Genomic DNA, 17778 nt, shown 5'->3' with positions numbered 1-17778 from the left:
AAAACGCCGTGGCGCCCGTCGGGGCGGCACCAGCGGCCGGAGGACGACGACGGCGCCCCGCCCTGCCGCCGCACAGGGCCGCTCGGTAGCGTGGCCGGCATGAGCACGCAGCCCCCCGGTCTGACCACCGACTCCCCCGACTCCCCCGCCGACGATCCGGTCCGCGAGCCGTTGCCCACCGAGGCCCTGCCGATCGCGCCGGCCGGGCCCCGACCCGAGGAGCCGCGGGCCGCCGTCGAGCGGCTGCGCGCCGCCGCCCGCTCCCGCGCCGCCCACCCGCGCGCGGTGCGGGTGCGCCAGCTCAAGGGCCTGAAGCGGATGCTGACCGAGCACGCGGACCGGTTCGTCGCGGCGCTCGGCACGGACCTGGGCAAGCCGGCCACCGAGGCCCTGATCACGGAGATCGTCTCGGTGCGCTCCGAGGTGGACCACGCGCTGCTGCACCTGACCGACTGGATGGAGCCGCGGCCCGTGAAGCTGCCGCTGGCCCTGCGGCCCGCGAGCGCGGAGGTCAGGCCGCGGCCCAAGGGTCTCGTGCTGGTCATCGGCGCGTGGAACTACCCGGTGCAGCTCGCGCTCGCCCCGGTCGTGGGTGCGCTGGCGGCCGGCAACACGGTGGTGCTCAGCCCGTCGGAGAAGGCCCCGGCCACGGCGGCGGCGCTGCGGGAGCTGGTGCCGCAGTACCTGGACTCCGCGCTGGTCTCCGTGGTGGCGGGCGGCAAGGAGTGCAACACCGCGCTGCTGGCGGAGCCGTGGGACCACATCCTCTACACCGGCGGGGAGCGCGTGGGCCGGATCGTCTACGAGGCGGCGGCGAAGACCCTCTCCCCCGTGACGCTCGAGCTGGGAGGCAAGTCGCCGGCGGTGGTGACGCCGTCGCGGAACACGGGCGCGATGGCCCGCCGCATCGCATGGGCGAAGTTCACCAACGCGGGCCAGACGTGCGTGGCCCCGGACTACGTGCTGGCCGTCGGCGAGGCCGCGCTGCGCCAGGTGACCGCCGAGATCCCCGCCGCCCTGCGCGAGTTCTACGGCGACGACCCCCGCGCGTCGAAGGACTACGGCCGGCTCATCTCCGCCGAGCACGCGGAGCGGCTGCGGGAGATGCTCCAGACGGACCTCGACGCCGGCGCCGAGCTGCTCGTCGGCGGCGACGTGGATGTGGCAGGACGGTACATGGCGCCGACCGTGGTGACGGGCGTGCGGCCCGACGGCGCGCTCATGCAGGAGGAGCTGTTCGGCCCGATCCTGCCCGTGCTGACCGTGGACACCTTCCAGGACGCCCTGGACTTCATCGCGGAGCGCCCGCACCCGCTGGCCGCCTACCTCTTCACGGACCGGCCGAGCTACCACCGCGCGTTCGACGACCAGGTGCAGGCCGGCGGCCTCGGCTACGACGTCGGCCTGCTGCACGCCGGCATCGCGACGCTGCCGTTCGGCGGGATCGGCGCGTCCGGGATGGGCGTGTACCACGGCATCCACGGGTTCGAGACGTTCTCCCACCTGCGCCCGTCCATCACGAAGTCGGACCAGGTGGACACGCTCAAGACCGCGTACCCGCCGTACGGGCGGATGAAGCGGGCGCTGCTGCCGAAGATGCTCTGAGGGGTGGGGGCGAGGCTGGCCGGCTGGGCCCGGCTGCGCCCCGCTGCGCCCCGCGCTTTCGAACGTGAGATGGGGCCTATCTCACGTTCGAAAGCGCCCATAGCCCCGATGTCACGTTCGAAAGTCGGCCGCGGGCCGCGGGCCGGGGGCGGGGATCAGCGCTGCGGCCAGAAGCCGCGTCGGGCGTAGACCTCAGCGAGGACGTCGGCGCGGTCGGTCATGACGCCGTCGACGCCGAGGTCGAGCAGGCGCTCGATCTCCGCGGGCTCGTCCACGACCCACACGTGCACCGGCAGGCCCGCCGCGTGGCAGCGGCGCACGAAGTCGGTGGTGGCCACGGGCACGCGGCCGTGCCGGACGGGCACCTGCACGCAGTCGACGTCGAGGGCGTACCGGCGCAGCCAGCGGGTCAGTCCCAGCGGGCCCAGCGTCACGAGCGCCGCGATGGCGGCCGCCCCGCCCGACGTCGCCACCCGCTCCGGCCCGTACGCCCGCTCGGGGTGGCCGAGGCGGGCGAGGGCGCGCCGGAAGAGGCGGCGCCGCGAGTCGTGGAACGAGGCGACGAGCACGCGGTCCCAGGCGCCGTGCTCGGCGAGGATGCGGGCCAGGGCCGGGGCCGACGCGCGGTCCTTGAGGTCCACGTTGAGGCGGGCTTCGGGGAGTGCCGTCAGCAGTTCGGTGAAGCGCAGCAGCGGCTCCCCGCCGACCGTGACGTCCTCCAGCCGCTCCCACGTGTGGTCGCGCAGCCGGCCGCGGCCCGTGCTGACGCGGTCCAGGGTCTCGTCGTGGAACACGACGAGCTCGCCGTCCGCCGTGGTGCGCACGTCCAGCTCGAGGTAGGTGAATCCGGCGGCGTGGGCGTCCACGAACGCGGCCAGGGAGTTCTCCCGGTCGACGGCGGCGCCCCGGTGCGCGAACCCCAGCGGGTGGCCGCGACGGGCGGGGACGGAGTCGGTGAGGTAGGCGGGGGCGGGACGGGGCGAGGTCGGACGCACGGGATCACCGTAGCGGGGACGGACGGCCGAGTGCCCGCTGCCGCAGCCGGGAACGCGAGAGGTCGGAATGAGCGTCAGATCCGCCCTCATTCCGACCTCTCGCGTGACCGGAGGGGCCGAAGCGCCCGCCCTCAGTCCTCGACCGGGAGCTCCAGCATGGGCCGGTGCTCGTAGAAGGTCTGCAGCACCACGGTGGTCCGGGTGGACACCGACGCCGTCTGGCGGATCTCCGTCACCAGCGCCTCGAGCTCCCGCGGGGAGCCGACGCGGACGAAGAGCATGTACGCGGCGTCGCCGGCCACGGAGTGGCACGCCTCGATCGCCGCGATGGACTCGAGGAGCTCGGGGGCGTCGTCGGGCTGACGCGGGTCCAGCGGGCTGATCTCGATGAAGGCGGAGAGCGGCTTGCCCACGGCCTCGGGGTCGAGCAACGCGCGGTAGCCCGTGATCACGCCCGTGCTCTCGAGCCGGCGCAGGCGCGCCTGCACCGCGGACGTCGACAGGCCGACCCGCTCGGAGAGCTGGGCGAGCGTGGCGCGCGGGTCATGGGAGACGGCGGCCGCGAGCCGCGTATCGACAGGGTCGTCCATGCGCGGCACGCTATCAGCCGGCCCCGGCCGCCGGGTTGACAGCCCCGTGCCCGCATGGAACCCTTCCGGCAAGTGATCCGCGTCACCGGATATTTTCCGGCGATTCGACCTCAGGAGGGGTTCCATGTCCACCGCTCTGCAGCCCGCCCGGACCGACGTCGTCGTCCCGGAGACCCCGGCCGACGCGCGCACCGTCGAGACCCACCCGGCCTGGCTCCGCCTCAAGGCCGCCGCCACCGCCCTCCAGCCCCTGCAGGTCAAGGACGGCTCCATCCCGGACCCCGCGGACCACGCCGCCGCGCGCGAGCACGTGGAGACCATCGTCGCCGCCGTCGAGGAGCTCGCCCCGCTCTTCCCGCACGACGCCGCCTACCTCGCCGCCCTGCCCCGCGACTTCGCCCGCTGGGCCGACGGCGGCTTCGCCGAGCCCGACTTCCTGGACTCCCTCGTCGCCTTCCAGCCGCAGGAGCACCGCGTCGACGGCGTCCGGCACCTCGTGGTCTTCCCGATGTACACGCAGAACGGCTCCCCCGACCGGCACGTGGAGGCCCTCGTCGTCGAGACCATCTGGCCGGAGTTCATCGCCGCACTCGAGGCCGGCGACTACGGCAACCGCCTCTTCGTCTCCCTGCGCCTGATCGACTTCACCCCCGGCTACGACACGAACTCGGCCGTGCTCTTCCCCGAGACCGTGGCCATGCGCGAGATCCCCACCTTCACGTGGGGCGCCATCTTCCAGGACCGCGAGGCCGCCCGCTTCCGCCGGGTCGTCACCGCGGCCGCCGAGATCACCCAACTCGAGCTCCCGGCCGAGCTCGCCGAACTGCTCTCCAGCCAGGAGCTCGCCGAGGGCACCTTCGTGATGTGGGACCTCATCCACGACCGCACGCACATGCGCGGCGATCTGCCCTTCGACCCGTTCATGATCAAGCAGCGCATGCCCTTCTTCCTCTACACGCTCGAGGAGATGCGCTGCGACATGACCGCCTTCCGCGAGTGCGTGGCGATCGAGCGCCGCCTCACGGCGCGCGCCGCCGCCGGCGAGCAGCTCACCGCGCTCGAGGAGCAGACCCGCCGCCACGCCGGGCTCGTGCAGCATGCCGTCCTCTTCGACCGGGTCTTCCGCTTCGCCCTCACCGGCTCCCGCGTCCGCAACTACGACGGCCTCGGCGGCCAGCTGCTCTTCGCCTGGCTGCACCGCAAGGACGTGATCCAGTGGCGCGACGTCGAGCTCAGCGTGGACTGGGACCGGCTCGCCGACGCCGTCGTCGAGCTGGGCGACGCCATCGACACGCTCTACTGGGAGTCCATCGACCGCCCCAAGACCGTGCACTGGCTCCAGGCCTACGAGCTCGTCGCCTCCGTGGTCACCCCGCACCCGGCCTCCGTCTGGGCGCAGGGCCTGCCGCGCGAGGTGCTCGCCGGCCCGCCCAAGGGCTACACCGACCTCGTGCTCGACGACGAGTTCCCGCTGTCCATGTTCTTCGAGGCCCTTGAGAAGAAGATGCGCGGCGTCATCGAGTCCACCGCCGGGATCCGCGGCACGGGCGACTGACCCGTGGCCGCCCTGACCGACCGCGCGGTCCTGATCGCGGGCGCCACGAGCGCCTCGGGCCGGGCCGCCGCCCGCACGCTCCTCGACGCCGGCGCGCACGTCGTCGCGACCGGGCGCGACGCCGCGAAGCTCGCCCCCCTCGCCGCGCTCGGCGCCGAGACCGCGGCCCTGGACCTCACGGACGAGGCCGCCGTCCGCGGCCTCGTCGAGGACCTGCACGCCCGCGGCACCCGGATCGACGGCCTGCTCCACCTGGTGGGCGGCTGGCGCGGCGGCGGGGGCCTCGCCGGCCAGTCCGAGGAGGACTACCGCGCCCTCGAGGCCTCGTTCACGGCGCTGCGGCACGTGAGCCGGGCCCTCGACGACGACCTGCGGGCCTCGTCCGCCGGTCGCCTCGCGATCGTCTCGTCCCCGGCGGTGACCCGGCCGCTCGCCGGCGGCGCGAACTACGCCGCGGTGAAGGCGGCGAGCGAGGCATGGACCCGCGCGGTCGCGCAGGGCTGGGCCAAGGCCGCCCGGGACGCGGGGACCCCGCTGCGCTCGGCGGCCGTCGTGTTCCGCGTGACCTCCCTCGCCGGGCTCGAGGCACGGCTGGCCGAGGAGTACACGCGACTGTGGGAGGCTGAGGCGGGCGCGCTGAACGACGCCGTCCTCACGCTCCAGGAGAAGGGAACGGACTGACATGCAGAGGATCCACGATCCGCAGGAGCGGGGCTTCGCCTCGGACAACTACTCCGGCGTCCACCCGGAGGTGCTCGCGGCGATCGCCGAGGCCAACGGGGGCCACCAGGTCGCCTACGGCGAGGACGTGTACACGGCCCGCCTCCAGGAGGTCGTGGCCCAGCACTTCGGCGAGGACGCCACCGTGTGGCCGATGTTCAACGGCACCGGGGCGAACGTCGTCGGGCTCCAGGCCATGCTGCCCCGCTGGGGCGCGGTGATCTGCGCGGACACCGCGCACATCCACGTGGACGAGGGCGGCGCGCCCGAGAAGTCCGCCGGCATCAAGCTGCTGCCCGTGGCCACCGACGACGGCAAGCTCACCCCCGAGCTGATCGCCGCCGAGGCCTGGGGCTGGGGTGACGAGCACCGCGCCCAGCCCCTGGTCGTCTACCTCACCCAGTCCACCGAGCTCGGCACGGTCTACACCCCGGACGAGGTCAAGGCCATCACGGACTACGCCCACGAGCACGGGATGCGCGTCTACATGGACGGCGCCCGCATCGCCAATGCCGCGGCCTCCCTGGGCCTGCCGCTGCGCGCCTTCACCACCGACGTCGGCGTGGACGTGCTCTCCCTCGGCGGCACCAAGAACGGGGCGCTGCTGGCCGAGGCCGTCGTCGTGCTCGACCCGGACGCCGCGGACGGCCTCGTGTACCTGCGCAAGAACCAGATGCAGCTGGCCTCGAAGATGCGCTTCGTCTCGGCGCAGCTGCTCGCGCTGTTCGACGGCGACCTGTACCTGCGCTCCGCCCGCCACGCCAACGCCATGGCCGCCCGGCTGCGCGCCGGCATCGAGGCGGGGGTCGCCGACGGCTCGCTGGCCGGCGTCGAGTTCACGCAGGCCACGGACGCCAACGCCGTGTTCGCCGTCCTGCCCGAGGGCGTGGCCGACCGGCTGCGCGCCCGCTTCCGGTTCTACGACTGGGACGCGGCGCGCCGCGAGGTGCGCTGGGTGTGCGGCTTCGACACGACCGAGGAGGACGTGGACGCGTTCACGGCGGCGCTGCGCGCCGAACTCGTCCCCGCCGTCTGACGGACGCGCCCGGCCGGGATACCCTTCTACCACCGTGCAGCAGGGTGGGACGCCGCGGCCTTCGACGCGCGTCCGACCGCTCCTCCACCGAAAGGCCACCGTGGACAACAGCGCACCCCGGACGTCCCCGTCGACGCCGCCCGCCTCCGCCGCCCACATCACCCCCGAGGGCGGCTCCCTGCGGCGCACCCTCAAATCCCGGCACCTGACGATGATCGCGATGGGCGGCGCCATCGGCACGGGCCTGTTCGTGGCCTCGGGCAACACCATCGCGACCGCCGGCCCCGGTGGCGCCCTTGCGGCCTACGTGGCCATCGGCTTCATGGTGTTCCTGCTGATGCAGTCGCTCGGTGAGATGTCCACGTACCTGCCGGTCTCCGGCGCGTTCGAGGAGTACTCGACCCGCTTCGTGAGCCCCTCGTTCGGCTTCGCCATCGGCTGGAACTACTGGTACAACTGGGCGATCACGGTGGCCGCCGAGCTCGTCGCGGCGGCCCTGATCATGCGGTACTGGCTCCCGGACGTGCCCTCGTGGATCTGGTCCGCGACCTTCCTCGCGCTGCTCTTCGGCCTCAACGCCCTCTCCACGCGCGCCTACGGCGAGAGCGAGTTCTGGTTCTCGCTCATCAAGGTCGCCACCGTGGTGATCTTCCTGGTGCTCGGCGTCCTGATGATCGTCGGCATCCTCGGCGGCTCCTCCCCCGGCTTCCACAACTGGACCGACGGCGAGGCCCCCTTCGTGGGCGGCGGCGCCGGCATCCTGGCGATCTTCATGGTGGCCGGCTTCTCCTTCCAGGGCACCGAGCTGGTCGGCGTGGCCGCGGGCGAGGCCGAGGACCCGGAGAAGAACGTGCCCAAGGCGATCCGCACCGTGTTCGTGCGCATCCTGCTCTTCTACGTCGGTGCGATCACCGTCGTCGGCTTCCTCATCCCCTACACCAGCCCCCACCTGCTGGGCAGCGACGTCGAGGACATCTCGATCTCCCCGTTCACGCTCGTCTTCGAGAACGCGGGCGTGCTCGCCGCCGCCTCCGTGATGAACGCCGTGATCCTCACGGCCATCCTCTCCGCGGGCAACTCGGGCCTGTACGCCTCCACCCGCATGCTCTGGGCCCTGGCCGACTCCGGGAAGGCCCCGCGCTTCCTGGCGAAGGTGAACCGGCGCGGCGTGCCCATGAACGCCCTCTACGCCACCACCGCGGTGGGCGCGGCGTGCTTCCTGACCACGTTCATCGGGGACGGCGCCGCCTACGTGTGGCTCGTCTCCGCCTCGGGCCTGGCCGGGTTCATCGTGTGGATGGGCATCGCCTGGAGCCACTACCGGTTCCGGCAGGCCTACGTCGCGCAGGGCCACGATCCGAAGGATCTGCCCTACCGCGCCTTCCTGTTCCCCCTGGGCCCGATCGTCGCGCTGGTCATGTGCGCCGTCGTGATCCTCGGCCAGAACTACCAGGCGTTCATGGGCGACGTAGACCTCGTGGCCGTGGCCAGCGCCTACATCGGCCTGCCCCTGTTCCTCGCGCTGTGGCTCGGCCACAAGCTCGTCACCGGCTCGAAGCCGGTCCGCTACGAGGATGCCGACCTGACCCGCGTCCTGGACTGAGTCCCCCACCCCGGAGGTCGCCGTGTCCGCCCGCTCGTCCCACGTCCCCGCCGCCACCCACACCGCACGCAGCCGCCTGGTCTGGGTGGACGTCGCGCGCGGCCTGGCCCTGGTCTCGATGATGGTCGCCCACACGGCGCCCACCGGCGGCCCGGGCGGGGTGCTCCACCTCTCCGAGTACCTCACCGCGCCCCTGTTCGCGGCGCTCGTGGGCGTGGGCGCGCGCCTCGAGGCGGAGTGGCTGGGCCGTGGCCGGGCCGTGCCTCGCGCGCTCGTGCGGGCGGCCGCCCTGTGCGGGGCGGTGTGGCTGGCCGGGCACTTCGGGGCAGCCGTCGTGAACGTGCTGGCACACCTGGCCGTGCTCACAGTGATCATGGCGCTGCTGGCCGCCCTCCCCCTCGCCGCGCACCTCGTGCTCGCCGTCCTGGCCGGCGGAGGCGGCCTCCTGCTCGCCGCCACACCGACGGCCGACGTCGTCGACCGGCTCGTCCCCCTCGCTCAGGCCCTCGGGCTGAGCCGCGCGACGCTGACCCCGTGGGTCTCCGCGTTCCTCACGGACGGCCCGTACCGTCTCCCCCTGTTCCTCGCGTGGGCGCTGCTGGGGGCGGTGCTGGTCGCCACCGTCCACGGCACGACGACGGCGGCCCCGGCCCGGCGCGCACGGCTCACGGGGCTCGCCTGGGCGGCCGGGGGGATCGCGCTGGCCGGCGTCGTGCTCGCCCTGTCCCGGACGCAGACCGGCGCCGCCCCCGTGCCCTACACGGCGACCCCGGCGGAGGCCCTGCTGGACACGGGCCTCGTGCTGATCGTGCTCGGCGCGTGCGCGGCCCTGGCGCCGCGGCGGGCCGGGCTGCTGGCCGTGCCCGGCGCGATGACGCTGTCCGTGTACGTGGCGCACCTGTGGTACCTCGGCTGGGTGCGGCGGCTCGGACCCGGGCCGTGGCGCAGCGCCACCGGCGCGGACGACACGTGGTTCACCCTGGCCGTGCTGGTGGCCGGCGCGCTGCTGCTGCCGCTGCTGTGGCGGGCCGTCGTGCGTATCGGCCCGTTCCGCGCGGGGCCGCTGGAGGGCGTCGTCCGCCTGCTGACGGCCCCGTTCGACCGCGCGCGCTGACCGACGTCCACCCCAGCGGGTAGCCTCGAGAGCGTGAGCGAGCGAACCACCTACCTGCTGATCGACGGCGAGAACATCGACGCCACCCTCGGCACGTCCATCCTGCAGCGGCGCCCCCAGCCCGACGAGCGGCCACGCTGGAAGCGCCTGCTCGGCTACCTCGAGGACCGCTGGGACCAGCCGGTCAAGGGCCTGTTCTTCCTCGCCATCGACGGTGAGATCCCCATCCCGTTCGTCCAGGCGCTCACCGCCCTCGGCTTCCAGCCGATCATGCTGCGGGGCGAGGGCAAGGTCGTGGACATCGGCATCCAGCGCACCGCGGAGGCGCTGCTGGGCCGGGAGGACGACGTCATCCTCGTCAGCCACGACGCCGACTTCGCCCCCCAGCTCACCGACCTCGCGGCCACGCCGGGCCGACGCACCGGGATCATGGGCTTCGAGGAGTTCCTCTCCCACGAGCTGCGCCGCATCCCCGGGGTCGAGTTCTTCGACCTGGAGCACGCGGTGGGCGCGTTCGACTCGTCCCTGCCGCGCCTGCGCGTGATCGACGTCGAGGCGTTCGACCCGAACGAGTTCCTCTGACCCGCCGGGGGCGGCCCGCGGCTCAGTCCGTGGGCAGCTCCAGCAGGCGTTCGACGGTGGCGGCCACCCCGTCGTCGTCGCACGCCCCGACCACGCCGTCCGCCGCGGCCAGCAGCGACGGATGGCCCGAGGCCACGGCCAGGCCGAGACCAGCCCACTGGAGCATCTCCAGGTCGTTGGGCATGTCCCCGAACGCGACGACGTCGACCGGCGCGACCCCCCGGCTCGCGGCGAACTCGGCGAGGGTCGCGGCCTTGTGCACGCCCGGGGCGGACATCTCCACGAGCGCGATGCCGGGCGCGGAGTGCGTGGCACTCACGAGCTCGTCCAGCTCGGCGCGGGCCGCGGCGAGGAAGGCGTCCGGGGCCAGGGTGTCCGAGCGGGCCAGCAGCTTCACCACGCCCAGCCGACCCGGCAGCGCGGCCTCGAGCGTGGCCGCCGCGTGGACCTCGGCCCGGAACTCGGCGCGCTCGGAGAACGCGTGCTCCCAGAAGAAGCCCTCGAGGGTCTCGGCGCCGAAGGACACGGTGCGGTCCAGGGCGCGCAGCCGGTCCGTGGCTGTCCACACGGCCTCGACGGGCATGGGGTGGGCGATCAGGACGTCGTCCGTGGCGGTGTCCACGAGGACGGCGCCGTTGGAGCAGATCACCGGGCCGACGGGGCCGAGCTGCGCGCTCAGCGGGCCGAGCCAGCGGAGGGGACGGCCGGTCACGAACACCACCTCGACGCCGGCGTCGTGGGCGTCCCGCAGCGCCGCGATGGTGCGCGGGCTCAGGCGCCCCGACCGCGTGTGCCGGTACCCGATGATGGTGCCGTCCAGGTCCGTCGCGATCATCCGCGGACGGCGCGAGGGCAGGGGCAGGGCGGGCATGCGCTCAGTCTAGGCCGGGGCCGTGCGGCGGGCCGGGGTGTCCTCCGCGGGCGAGCGGGGGCACGATGGGGGCGTGGACACCGCACAGCAGACCACCGCACAGGACACCGCCCCGGACCCCGCGTCGACGACGCCCCGCACGGTCACCGTCACCGGCGCCGCCGGCAACATCGGCTACGCGCTGCTCTTCCGCATCGCCGCCGGCGGGATGCTCGGCCCGGACACCCCGGTCCGGCTGCGCCTGCTCGAGATCCCGGCCGCCCTGGGCGCCGCGGAGGGCACCGCCATGGAGCTCGCCGACGCGGCCTTCCCGCTGCTGGCCGACGTGGAGGTCACGGACGACCCGGCCCGCGCCTTCGACGGGGTCCAGCACGCGCTGCTCGTCGGCGCGCGGCCGCGCACGAAGGGCATGGAGCGCGGCGACCTGCTCGAGGCGAACGGCGGGATCTTCGGGCCTCAGGGCCGGGCGATCAACGACCACGCGGCGCAGGACGTGCGGGTCGTCGTCGTCGGGAACCCGGCCAACACCAACGCGCTGATCGCCGCCGCCCACGCCCCGGACGTGCCGGCCGCGCGCTTCACGGCGCTGACCCGGCTGGACCACAACCGGGCCGTGGCGCAGTTGGCCGCGCGGGCCGGCGTCGCGGTGACGGACGTGTCCGGCGTGACGATCTGGGGCAACCACTCCGCCACCCAGTTCCCGGACCTCACCCACGCCCGCGTGCGGGTGGACGGGACGTGGCGGCCGGCGCTCGAGGTGGTGGACCCGGTGTGGGCGAGCGAGGAGTTCGTGCCGCGCGTGGCGAGGCGGGGCGCGGAGATCATCGAGGTGCGCGGGGCGAGCTCGGCGGCGTCGGCGGCGTCCGCGGCGATCGATCACATGCGCGACTGGACCCTCGGCACCGGTGTGGACGCGGACGGTGCGCCGCGCCGGACGTCGGCCGCGGTGGTCTCGGACGGCTCCTACGGGGTGCCGGAGGGGCTGATCAGCTCGTTCCCCGTGACCTCCGACGGCGGCACCGCGTGGCGGATCGTGCCGGGGCTGGAGCCGGACGAGTCCGTGCTGCCGGGTGAGGGCGGGCGGCTGGCCGCGACCGTCGCCGAGCTGGAGGCCGAGCGCGACGCCGTGCGAGGGCTGGGCCTGCTCTGAGGCGGCCGGGATCGTCTGCGTCTCTGACCCTTCTGGGGGCGTCCCCGCCCGCCGGAAGGGTCGGATGCGCAACAGATTCGTGCGGGGACGGGAGGGCGTGGGGTCAGTCCGCCAGCTCGGCCCGCGTGGGCGGGTCCGCCCCCGGGCGGGAGGCCGTGATCGCCGACGCGCGGGAGGCGTAGATCAGCACCGACTCGACGTCGGCCGGGTCCATCGCGTGCAGGCGGCCGCGGTTCGCGGCGCCGAGCAGGGAGCGGTCGTCGAGGGCGGCGAGCAGGGCGGCGGTGAACGAGTCGCCGGCGCCCACGGTGTCCGCGACGTCCACGGGCACGATCGGGCGCTCCACCACGCCGTGCGCGGTGACGGCCACGATGTCCTCGGCGCCGCGGGTCATCACCACGAACGCCGGGCCCATCTGCTGCCACGCCTGCAGCGACTCGCGCAGCGGGCGGTCCGGGTACAGCCACGCGATGTCCTCGTCCGAGGCGTGCACCACGTCCGCCAGCCGCACGGACTCCTCCGCGCGGGCGCGGGCGAACGCCCGGTCCGGCACGATCGTGGGCCGCACGTTGGGGTCGTAGCTGATGGTCGTGACCGCGGAGATCCGCTCGAGCAGGGCCATCACCTCGGCGTCGCCGGGGGCGAGCATGGTGGCGATGGAGCCGGCATGCATGTGGTGCAGCGGGCCGCCGGCGGCGTCGTCGAAGTCCCGGGCGAGCGCGGCGGCGGGCGGCAGCGTCCAGTCCAGCTCGAACTCATAGCTGGCGGCGCCCGTGGGGTCCAGGCGGGCGGTGGCCACGGAGGTGGCGGCGGCATCCGGCTCGAGCAGGCAGCGCACGCCGTTCTCCCGCAGGTGCGAGGCGATCATGTCCCCGTGCGCATCGCGGCCGAGGCGGCCGGCGAACAGGACGGGCCGCTCCAGCCGACTCAGGCCCACGGCCACGTTCAGGGGGCTGCCCCCGACGTGCACGCGGGGGGTCGCGGTGTCCGAGACCACGACGTCGACGAGCGCCTCTCCGATCACACCACAGTACTGAGCCACGCGCCCCACGGTACCCTAATCACCGGCGCGGAACCGGGGCTGTGCTCAGGCTTCCAGGCCCCCGAGAAACGCCCGACACCCCCATCCCCGACCCCTCGGCAGGCGGCCATGTCCCCCACCCCCACCCGGCCCTCGCGCGGCCCCGGCTGGCGCCTCCACGGCGACGGCCGCACCATCACCCCGGGCACCGTCGTCGCCCCGGACGAGCGGCTGAGCTGGCCCCGGACCGTGGGCATCGGCGTGCAGCACGTGATGGCCATGTTCGGCGCCACCGTGCTCGTGCCCGCCCTGACCGGCATGCCCGCGACGACGGCGCTGCTCTTCTCCGGCCTGGGCACCCTGCTCTTCCTGGTCATCACGGGCAACCGCCTGCCCTCGTACCTGGGCAGCTCGTTCGCGTTCATCGCACCCCTGACGGCCGCCGCCGCGATCGGCGGCACGGGGGCCGCGCTCGGCGGCATCCTGGTGACGGGCCTGCTGCTCACGGTGATCGGCGCGATCGTGCACCGCGCCGGCACCGGGTGGATCCACGCGCTCATGCCGCCGGCGGTGATGGGCACGATCGTGGCCCTGATCGGCCTCAACCTCGCCGGCGCCACGACGACGGCCATGCAGGAGGTGCCGGTCACCACGTTCGGCACGGCCCTGGCGGTGGTGCTCACGGCCGTGACGTTCCGGGGGCTCCTGGGCCGCCTGTCCATCCTCGTGGGCATCGTGGTGGGCTACGTGCTGGCCCTCGCGCAGGGCCAGGTGGACTTCGCCGCCGTCGGGGAGGCCGCCTGGATCGGGCTGCCGCCCTTCCACGGCCCGGAGCTGCGCTGGGACCTGCTGCCCCTGTTCCTGCCCGTCGTGCTCGTGCTGGTCGCGGAGAACATCGGCCATGTCAGGACCGTCGGGCTGATGACCAGGCGCGACCTGGACCCGCTCACCGGCCGTGCCCTGATCGCGGACGGCCTGTCCACCATGCTCTCCGGCGCGGGCGGCGGCGTCGGCACCACCACGTATGCGGAGAACATCGGCGTGATGGCCAGCTCGCGCGTCTACTCGACGGCGGCGTACTGGGTGGCCGGCCTGACCGCGATCGCCCTCGCGTTCCTGCCGAAGTTCGGGGCCGCCGTCGCCACCATCCCGGCCGGGGTGGCCGGCGGCGCGGGCATCATCCTCTACGGGATGATCGGCATGATGGGCGTGCGCATCTGGGTGCAGAACCGCGTGGACTTCTCCAACACCGTGAACCTCATGACGGCGGGTGCGGGCCTGATCATCGCGATCGCCGACCCCCAGCTCGTGGTCGGCGGGCTCGTGTTCGGCGGCATCACGCTCGGCACGGTCGCCGCCCTGGTGGTGTACCACCTCATGACGGCGATCGCCCGCGCCCGCGGCACCGAGCCGGTGCCCGAGGACGAGGAGCAGTTCGAGGCCTCGGAGGCCGGCCGGCTCGGCTGACCCCGGCCCCGGGCGCCCCGCCTCGCGCATCCCCGCGCCACGCGCACTTTCGGTCGTGAGATAGGGCCAATCTCACGACCGAAAGCGCTGAGAACCCCCATTTCACGTTCGAAAACGCGGGGTGGGCGGACTGGGGCGGGGCCGGGCGGGGCTGGGGGGCGGGTCCCGTCAGCCGGCCGCGACCTCCTCGTCGGCGAGGGCGAGGACCTGGTCGAGCACGTCGAGGCCGAAGCGCAGGTCCTCGTCCGAGATGTTCAGCGGCGGGCACAGGTGGAACCGGTTCTCGGCCATGAACAGCAGCAGCCCGCGGTCCTTGGCCTCGGCCATCATCCGCCCCATCACGGGCGCGACCTGACCGAGCGGGGCCAGCCGCTCCCGGGTCTGCCGGTCCTTCACCAGCTCGACGGCCCAGAACGCGCCGGCGCCGCGCACGTCGCCCACGCTCGGATGGGCCGCGGCGATCTCGGCCAGGCGCGGCCCGATGACCTCCTCGCCGATGCGCTTCGCGTGGGCGACCATGCCCTCCTCCTCCATCGCGGTGATCGCGGCGACGGCGGCCGCGCACGCGAGGGGGTGGCCCGAGTAGGTCAGGCCGCCGGGGTAGGGCGTGGTCGCGAAGCTCTCGTAGACGTCGTCGCTCATGGCGACGCCGCCCAACGGCACATACCCGGAGTTGACCCCCTTGGCGAACGTGACGATGTCCGGGGTGACGCCCGTCAGCTGGTGGCCGAACCACTCGCCCACGCGGCCGAAGCCGACCATGACCTCGTCGATGATCAGCAGGATCCCGTGCTCACGGCACAGCTCCTTGACGCCGGCCATGTAGCCGGGCGGCGGCAGGAAGATGCCCGCGGTGCCGGGGACGGCCTCGAGGATCACGGCGGCCACGGTGGAGGGGCCCTCGAGCTCGATCACGTCGCGCAGGTGGGCCAGCGCGCTCTCGGCCTCCTGCTCGTCGCTCTCCGAGCCGAACGCGGAGCGGTACGTGTACGCGGGCTGGAAGTGCACGACGCCGTCGGACGCCGAGTCCGAGCCCACGCGCCGCAGGGAGCCGGTCAGGTTCGCCGTCAGGCGCGTGGCGCCGTGGTACGAGAGGTACGCGGAGAGCACCTTGTGCCGGCCCGTGTGCAGGCGTGCCATCCGCACCGCGTGCTCGTTGGCCTCCGCGCCCGCGTTCGTGAAGAACACGTGGTTGATGGACTCCGGCAGCCGCTCCGTGATCAGCCGGGCCGCCTCGGACCGGGCGTCGTTGACGTGCTGCGGGGCCACGGTGGCGAGCGTCTCGGCCTGTTCGCGGATCGCGGCCACGATCTTCGGGTGGCGGTGGCCGACGTTCGTGAAGACGAGCTGCCCGCTGAAGTCGACCATGGGCCGACCCTCGCCGTCCCACACCCACGACCCCTCGGCGTCGAGGATGGTCATCGGATTCAGATCGCGCTGCGCGCTCCACGAGTGGAACACGTGCGCGCGGTCGAGCTCGTGGGCGCGGCGGCCCCGCTCGATGGCCTCGTCGCTGATCCGGGGGTCCCGGCGACCGACGTGCTGCTGATGCTCGGACATGCGCCCTCCTTGGTGTGATGCGGGTCATTCCGAGCATAGGCAGGCCCGCCGGGGCGCGTCCCGGCGCGTCCGGCTGATGACCTCGCCCCCGATCCGTGCCCCGACGTCCGGGCGCCCGCCCTCAGCGCGAGCTGGCGCCCCGCCGCCCGCGCGCCACCCCCACGAACGCCTGCACGAGCTCCGAGTCGGCCGCCTTGAGCCAGGCCAGGGCGACGTCCCAGCCGGGGTGGCGGGCGTCGTCGTCGCCGTGGCGCGCGGGATCCGGCCCGTCGACGACGACGGCGGCGCCCGCCTCCGCCTCGGCCCGCGCCTGCTCGTCCGCGAGCGCGGACCGCGTGGCAGCGGCCTCGCGGTCGGCGCGGGACAGGCCCACGGTGTCGTCGAGGGTGGAGGCCAGCGGCAGCACGATCACGTCCTTGCGGCCGAACATGCGGGCCACGGACATCGGCAGCACGACGTGGCCGGCGCCGGACGCGGCGATCTCCAGGGCCATCCGCTCGCCCGCGCCGGGCGGCTCGGCGGCGTCCATCGGCTCTGCGCTGGGGGCCGGGGCGAAGCGGGCGGGATCCAGCTCCTCGTCCGGGTCGAGCTCGGCGGGCGGCACGGGGCCGTCCGCGTCCACGTCCCACGCGGCGAGCAGGTGGTCCCTGCCCACGCACATCACCGGCAGCTCGGAGTACACGCCCACGAGGTGCACGTGCCGCGGCTCGACGCCGCCGGCGCGGAGGAACTCCTCGGCGGACACGTCGCGTCGGCGCCGCACGTAGCCCAGCTGCGGCAGGAAGTGGCGGGGCTGACCGGCGTCGTCGTGGGCGAGGTGGGCCAGCTGGGCGGCGTCGTCGTGGTTGACGAGCTGCACCGTGCGCTGGCGCGTGGTGAACCGCTCCACCCACGTGGACGGCGTGGCCCCGGGGATGGTGGCCAGGAAGAGGGTCTCGGGCGGGACGGGCAGGTCGGCCGGCGGCGCGGGCGCGGGACGACGCCGGCCCTCACCCCCGGCACGGCCCGCGGGCTTCACGCCCTTGGCCACGCCGCGCCCGCCGCCGAAGCGGGTGGACCGGGCGGGGCCGCCCCTGCTCGCGCGGGACTTCCCACCCCGGCCGCCACGGGAGCCGCTCAGCGGACCTTCTCCTTCAGGAAGGAGACCGCGCGATCCCAGGCGAGGGCCGCGGCCTCGGGCCGGTAGTTGCCCTGGGGGTTCTCGTCGTTGTGGAAGGCGTGCGGGGCGTCGTAGTAGAAGTACGTGACGTCGGCCCCGGACTCCTCACGGATCTGCTGCTCCTGCCGCCGCGCGTCCTCGACGGGGAAGGAATCGTCCTGCTCGGCGTAGTGGCCCTGGACGGCGGCGGTGACGCCGGAGAAGTCGCCGGGCACGCCCTGGCCCACGCCGTAGAAGGGCACGGCGGCGGAGACCCTGTCGCCCTGCTGGGCCGCGAGGGCGAGCACGAAGCCGCCGCCCATGCAGAAGCCGATCGCCCCCACGGTCTGCGAGGTCACCTCGTCCCGGGCGAGCAGCCAGTCGACGGCGCCGGCCAGCTGGCGGGCGCCCTCCTCGGCGGGCAGGTTCTGCATCATCTCGCCGGCCTCGTCGCCGTCGTGGGCGATCCAGCCGCCGTAGAGGTCGGGGGCGAGCGCGACGAAGCCGAGGTCGGCGAGGCGGTCGCACACATCCTTGATGTGGTCCACCAGGCCCCACCACTCCTGGATCACGATCACGCCGGGGCCCTTCCCGGAGGCGGGCAGCGCGAGGTAGCCGTGGCCCGTCCGGTCGCCGTCCTGGCCGGCGTCCTTGGTGGGCAGGTCGAACGTGACGTTCTGGTGCGGGGTCTTCGAAGCCATCATGGGCCCCACCCTACGAGCAGACCGGGCCCCTCATCGAGGGACCCGGTCTCGACGCGCGAGGTCGACT

The 17778-nt window shown here is 74.0% G+C and carries 16 protein-coding genes; 9 read left to right on the top strand and 7 right to left on the bottom strand.

Translation table 11 applies throughout. The features are described from left to right. Positions 1-99: 99 nt before the first annotated feature. Positions 100-1605 (top strand): aldehyde dehydrogenase family protein, encoded by a 1506-nt coding sequence (locus NR072_RS01390; RefSeq protein ID WP_250203026.1) that lies wholly within the window; start codon positions 100-102, stop codon positions 1603-1605. Positions 1606-1760: 155 nt separating this feature from the next. On the opposite strand, the gene NR072_RS01385 is transcribed toward NR072_RS01390, so the two are convergent. Together NR072_RS01385 and NR072_RS01380 are read right to left on the bottom strand one after the other, a co-directional pair. Next, the gene (locus tag NR072_RS01385; RefSeq protein WP_256835904.1) at positions 1761-2600 is read right to left on the bottom strand and encodes a glycerophosphodiester phosphodiesterase; all 840 of its coding nucleotides are present in this window, start codon (positions 2598-2600) and stop codon (positions 1761-1763) included. 131 nt (positions 2601-2731) lie between these two features. Continuing rightward, positions 2732-3190, bottom strand: coding sequence for an Lrp/AsnC family transcriptional regulator (locus tag NR072_RS01380; RefSeq protein WP_134377503.1), 459 nt, complete (start codon positions 3188-3190; stop codon positions 2732-2734). A gap of 124 nt (positions 3191-3314) precedes the next feature. On the opposite strand from NR072_RS01380, the gene NR072_RS01375 reads away from it, so the two are divergent. The 6 genes from NR072_RS01375 to NR072_RS01350 all read left to right on the top strand — a co-directional run bounded on the left by NR072_RS01375 (position 3315) and on the right by NR072_RS01350 (position 9800). Next, positions 3315-4745 (top strand): DUF6421 family protein, encoded by a 1431-nt coding sequence (locus NR072_RS01375; protein ID WP_134377502.1) that lies wholly within the window; start codon positions 3315-3317, stop codon positions 4743-4745. 3 nt (positions 4746-4748) lie between these two features. After that, positions 4749-5426: an SDR family oxidoreductase gene (locus NR072_RS01370; protein WP_134377501.1), complete on the top strand. Its 678-nt coding sequence runs from the start codon at positions 4749-4751 to the stop codon at positions 5424-5426. A gap of 1 nt (position 5427) precedes the next feature. After that, a complete protein-coding gene (locus NR072_RS01365; protein ID WP_134377500.1) occupies positions 5428-6501 on the top strand; it encodes a low specificity L-threonine aldolase in 1074 nt (357 codons plus the stop codon). 100 nt (positions 6502-6601) lie between these two features. After that, a complete protein-coding gene (locus NR072_RS01360; protein ID WP_134377499.1) occupies positions 6602-8104 on the top strand; it encodes an amino acid permease in 1503 nt (500 codons plus the stop codon). Between the two features lie 22 nt (positions 8105-8126). Beyond that, positions 8127-9218, top strand: a complete 1092-nt coding sequence (locus NR072_RS01355; RefSeq protein ID WP_134377498.1) for a hypothetical protein — start codon at positions 8127-8129, stop codon at positions 9216-9218. 33 nt (positions 9219-9251) lie between these two features. Continuing rightward, positions 9252-9800 carry an NYN domain-containing protein gene (locus NR072_RS01350; protein WP_063189174.1) on the top strand — a complete coding sequence of 183 codons (549 nt, stop codon included), beginning with the start codon at positions 9252-9254 and terminating at the stop codon, positions 9798-9800. A 22-nt stretch (positions 9801-9822) separates the two neighbouring features. On the opposite strand, the gene NR072_RS01345 is transcribed toward NR072_RS01350, so the two are convergent. After that, positions 9823-10671, bottom strand: a complete 849-nt coding sequence (locus NR072_RS01345) for an HAD family hydrolase (RefSeq protein WP_036316534.1) — start codon at positions 10669-10671, stop codon at positions 9823-9825. A gap of 73 nt (positions 10672-10744) precedes the next feature. Here NR072_RS01345 and NR072_RS01340 point away from each other — a divergent pair, with 73 nt between their 5' ends. Then, a complete protein-coding gene (locus NR072_RS01340; protein WP_049146380.1) occupies positions 10745-11821 on the top strand; it encodes a malate dehydrogenase in 1077 nt (358 codons plus the stop codon). A 103-nt stretch (positions 11822-11924) separates the two neighbouring features. Here NR072_RS01340 and NR072_RS01335 read toward each other — a convergent pair whose 3' ends face one another. Beyond that, positions 11925-12845, bottom strand: a complete 921-nt coding sequence (locus tag NR072_RS01335; RefSeq protein ID WP_010079702.1) for a carbohydrate kinase — start codon at positions 12843-12845, stop codon at positions 11925-11927. 126 nt (positions 12846-12971) lie between these two features. Between NR072_RS01335 and NR072_RS01330 the strand changes: the two genes are divergently transcribed. Next, positions 12972-14309 carry a uracil-xanthine permease family protein gene (locus NR072_RS01330; protein WP_230278095.1) on the top strand — a complete coding sequence of 446 codons (1338 nt, stop codon included), beginning with the start codon at positions 12972-12974 and terminating at the stop codon, positions 14307-14309. A 168-nt stretch (positions 14310-14477) separates the two neighbouring features. Here NR072_RS01330 and NR072_RS01325 read toward each other — a convergent pair whose 3' ends face one another. The 3 genes from NR072_RS01325 to NR072_RS01315 form a co-directional block, all read right to left on the bottom strand. Continuing rightward, positions 14478-15869 carry an aspartate aminotransferase family protein gene (locus NR072_RS01325; protein WP_163721348.1) on the bottom strand — a complete coding sequence of 464 codons (1392 nt, stop codon included), beginning with the start codon at positions 15867-15869 and terminating at the stop codon, positions 14478-14480. 121 nt (positions 15870-15990) lie between these two features. Further along, positions 15991-16899, bottom strand: coding sequence for a hypothetical protein (locus NR072_RS01320; RefSeq protein WP_256835899.1), 909 nt, complete (start codon positions 16897-16899; stop codon positions 15991-15993). An 86-nt stretch (positions 16900-16985) separates the two neighbouring features. After that, complete coding sequence (locus tag NR072_RS01315) at positions 16986-17711, bottom strand: dienelactone hydrolase family protein (protein ID WP_073116387.1); 726 nt, start codon at positions 17709-17711, stop codon at positions 16986-16988. Between the last annotated feature and the right edge of the window lie 67 nt (positions 17712-17778).

Origin of the sequence: Micrococcus sp. Mcc89 (assembly GCF_024519795.1) — a bacterium.
Classification (GTDB): Bacteria; Actinomycetota; Actinomycetes; order Actinomycetales; family Micrococcaceae; genus Micrococcus; species Micrococcus luteus.
The sequence above is the reverse complement of the archived record's forward strand: the minus strand, read 5'-3'. Positions and strand labels throughout refer to the sequence as shown.

Coding starts and splice junctions, on each gene's coding strand:
- NR072_RS01390 (WP_250203026.1), top strand. CDS start 100: ATGAGCACGCAGCCCCCCGGTCTGACCACCGACTCCCCCGACTCCCCC.
- NR072_RS01380 (WP_134377503.1), bottom strand. CDS start 3,190: ATGGACGACCCTGTCGATACGCGGCTCGCGGCCGCCGTCTCCCATGAC.
- NR072_RS01375 (WP_134377502.1), top strand. CDS start 3,315: ATGTCCACCGCTCTGCAGCCCGCCCGGACCGACGTCGTCGTCCCGGAG.
- NR072_RS01365 (WP_134377500.1), top strand. CDS start 5,428: ATGCAGAGGATCCACGATCCGCAGGAGCGGGGCTTCGCCTCGGACAAC.
- NR072_RS01345 (WP_036316534.1), bottom strand. CDS start 10,671: ATGCCCGCCCTGCCCCTGCCCTCGCGCCGTCCGCGGATGATCGCGACG.
- NR072_RS01330 (WP_230278095.1), top strand. CDS start 12,972: ATGTCCCCCACCCCCACCCGGCCCTCGCGCGGCCCCGGCTGGCGCCTC.
- NR072_RS01325 (WP_163721348.1), bottom strand. CDS start 15,869: ATGTCCGAGCATCAGCAGCACGTCGGTCGCCGGGACCCCCGGATCAGC.
- NR072_RS01315 (WP_073116387.1), bottom strand. CDS start 17,711: ATGATGGCTTCGAAGACCCCGCACCAGAACGTCACGTTCGACCTGCCC.